Below are 2,582 nucleotides of genomic sequence, written 5' to 3'. Positions count from 1 at the left end.
GTCCGCCAACTCGGGCAAATAGCCGCTACTCGGGGGTGAGGGGCCCGCGGATCACCTTGTGCGGCGCGGCCTGCGCCACAGGCTTGATCGTCACGAGGTCGAGGTTGATGTGGCCCGGCAACTCGATCGCGTGCACGATCGCTTCGGCGATGTCGGCGGCGAGGAGCGGGGCTTCGACGTTGTCGTAGACGGCGGCGGCCTTCGCCTGATCGCCGCCGAACCGCACGAGCGAGAACTCGTCGGTTTTGACCATGCCCGGCGCCACCTCGATCACCCGGATCGGTTCGCCCGCGAGCTCGAGCCGCAACACGGCCATCAGCATGTGAGCACCCGCTTTCGCGGCGTTGTAGCCCGCACCCCCCTCGTAGGCGAGGTGCGCCGCGATCGAGGTGACGGTCAGGATGTCGGCGTGGCCGGCATCCCGGGCGCCGTCACGCAGGGCGGGCAACAACGCACTGATCAGGTTCTTGACCGCGATCACGTTGATCTCGAACATGGCGCGCCAGTCCGCGGGATCGCCGTGCTCGACGCTGGCCATTCCGAACGCTCCCCCGGCGTTGTTGACGAGCGCGTGCACCGGCCCGAACGCCGCGAGCTCGTCGCGCACCCGCGCTACCTCAGCCTCATCGGTGAGGTCGGCGACGATCGTGCGGATGCCCGTCCCGTCGGCGAGCGCAGCCAGCCGGTCGGCGCGGCGAGCGACCCCGACGACCTCCCAGCCATGCTGCGCGAACAACCGCGCAGTCGCCTCCCCGATTCCGGAACTCGCGCCCGTCACGACCACGCGTGGTTCCTGAGCCTGTCGAAGGGTCGTCATGCCTCAACCGTAGAGCGCTCGCGGAGGAGCCCCGACGTAGGGTGAGGGCGTGAGGGGCAGCCGCATCCCGTGGTGGGACAACGCGCGATTCGGGTGCATCGTGCTCGTCGTCATGGGTCATGCGATCCAGCGGCAGACGATCGACTCCGACAACGCGTTGACGCTCTACCTGTTCATCTACGCGTTCCACATGCCGGCGTTCGCGATCATCAGCGGCTACTTCTCGAAGGCCTCGCCGCCCGGCACCCGGCAGATGCGGCGGATCATCACCGACTTCGTGCTGCCGTACGTCATCTTCGAGGCGATCTGGAGCCTCGTGCAGTTCCTCGTCGAGGGCCGCCCGGTGTTCAACCCGACCGAACCCTCGTGGACCCTGTGGTTCCTGCTCGCGCTCGCGATCTTCCGCCTCGTGTTGCCCTACCTCGTTTTGCTGCGGTGGCCGCTGGCCTGGGCCGTGCTCCTCAGCGTCGGCGTCGGCTACCTCGCGAATGTCGACTCGACTTTCTCGCTGTCGCGGGCGATCGGCATTCTGCCGTTTTTCGTATTGGGCTGGCAGCTGCGGCAGTGGAACGTCGTCGACCGCTGGCGGTCCCTCGGGCCGGCGGTCTGGGGATGGCGGGTGCTCGCAGCCGCGGTGTTCGGCGGCTGGCTCGCGGTCATCGCGCTGAACGTGCAAACCTTCCGCGAGTTCAGCCTCAAACACTGGTTCTTCTACGACGACTCCTACCTCGACCTCGGCGAACCGGTCTGGTGGGCCGGGCTGGTGCGCCTGGGCCTCATCGTGCTCGCCGTCGTGCTGAGCGCCGCCTTCTTCGCGCTCATCCCGCGTCGCGAGACGTTCTTCAGCGCCTTCGGGCAGGCGACGATGTACGTCTACCTCCTGCACAGTTTCGTGCTCTACCCGCTGCGCGAATCGGGCGTGCTGCGCGACGACCACGCGTCGGCAACCTGGCTGCTGACGATGATGTTCGCCTCGACGACGATCGCCATCGCGCTCGCCAGCCCGCTCGTGCGGCGGATCTTCCGGCCGCTCGTCGAGCCGAAGCCACGCTGGTTGTTCCGCGCAACCGACGATCGTCTCGGGGAATCCCGCACGGATGCGGTCGGGGCGCGACGGGAGGATTCCCCACGGCAGCCGTGAGGCCACGGTTACGCCGGATTGCGGCCATCTTGGCCGCTCTCGGCCAAGGAACCTAGGCTCGCATCCGTTCGAGGCGATCCCTCGACCTTCACCAAACGCAAGGAGCCCCCATGTCGGACTGGCGATTCGAGACCAAGCAGATCCACGCTGGATCCGCGCCCGACCCCGTCACGAATGCCCGCGCGACGCCGATCTACAAGACGACGTCGTACGTCTTCAACAGCTCCGACCACGCCAAGAACCTGTTCGCGCTCGCCGAGTTCGGCAACATCTACACCCGCATCAACAACCCCACCCAGGCGGTCGTCGAAGAGCGGGTCGCCGCGCTCGAAGGCGGCACCGCGGCCCTCGCGGTGGCCTCCGGCTCGGCCGCCATCACCTACGCCGTGCTGAACATCGCGGGCGCAGGCGATCACATCGTCTCGTCGTCGTCGATCTACGGCGGCACCTACAACCTCTTCAAGTACACCCTCGCGAAGCTCGGCATCGAGGTCACGTTCGTCGAGAACCAGGACGACGCCGAGGAGTGGAAGGCCGCGGTTCGGCCGAACACGAAACTGTTCTTCGCCGAGAGCATCGGCAACCCGCGCATCAACATCCTCGACATCGAACTGGTCGCCGAAG

Annotated in this window: 3 protein-coding genes; 2 read left to right on the top strand and 1 reads right to left on the bottom strand. The window is 67.1% G+C overall.

Going from position 1 to position 2,582, the window contains the following annotated elements; translation table 11 throughout:
* Positions 1–25: 25 nt before the first annotated feature.
* Positions 26–817, bottom strand: coding sequence for an SDR family oxidoreductase (locus RMO30_RS05410; RefSeq protein WP_309710480.1), 792 nt, complete (start codon positions 815–817; stop codon positions 26–28).
* 49 nt (positions 818–866) lie between these two features.
* Between RMO30_RS05410 and RMO30_RS05405 the strand changes: the two genes are divergently transcribed.
* Positions 867–1,958, top strand: a complete 1,092-nt coding sequence (locus RMO30_RS05405; protein WP_309710477.1) for an acyltransferase family protein — start codon at positions 867–869, stop codon at positions 1,956–1,958.
* Positions 1,959–2,068: 110 nt separating this feature from the next.
* Positions 2,069–2,582: PLP-dependent transferase (locus RMO30_RS05400; RefSeq protein WP_309710474.1), on the top strand; the 514-nt coding region annotated here is incomplete at its 3' end.

It is taken from the genome of Pseudolysinimonas sp. (assembly GCF_031389465.1).
Lineage (GTDB): Bacteria > Actinomycetota > Actinomycetes > Actinomycetales > Microbacteriaceae > Pseudolysinimonas_A.
This window is presented reverse-complemented; position numbering and strand designations above follow the sequence as displayed.

Bases quoted from the DNA above. Each gene is read 5' to 3' on its own strand.
- RMO30_RS05410 (WP_309710480.1), bottom strand. From the start codon at position 817: ATGACGACCCTTCGACAGGCTCAGGAACCACGCGTGGTCGTGACGGGC.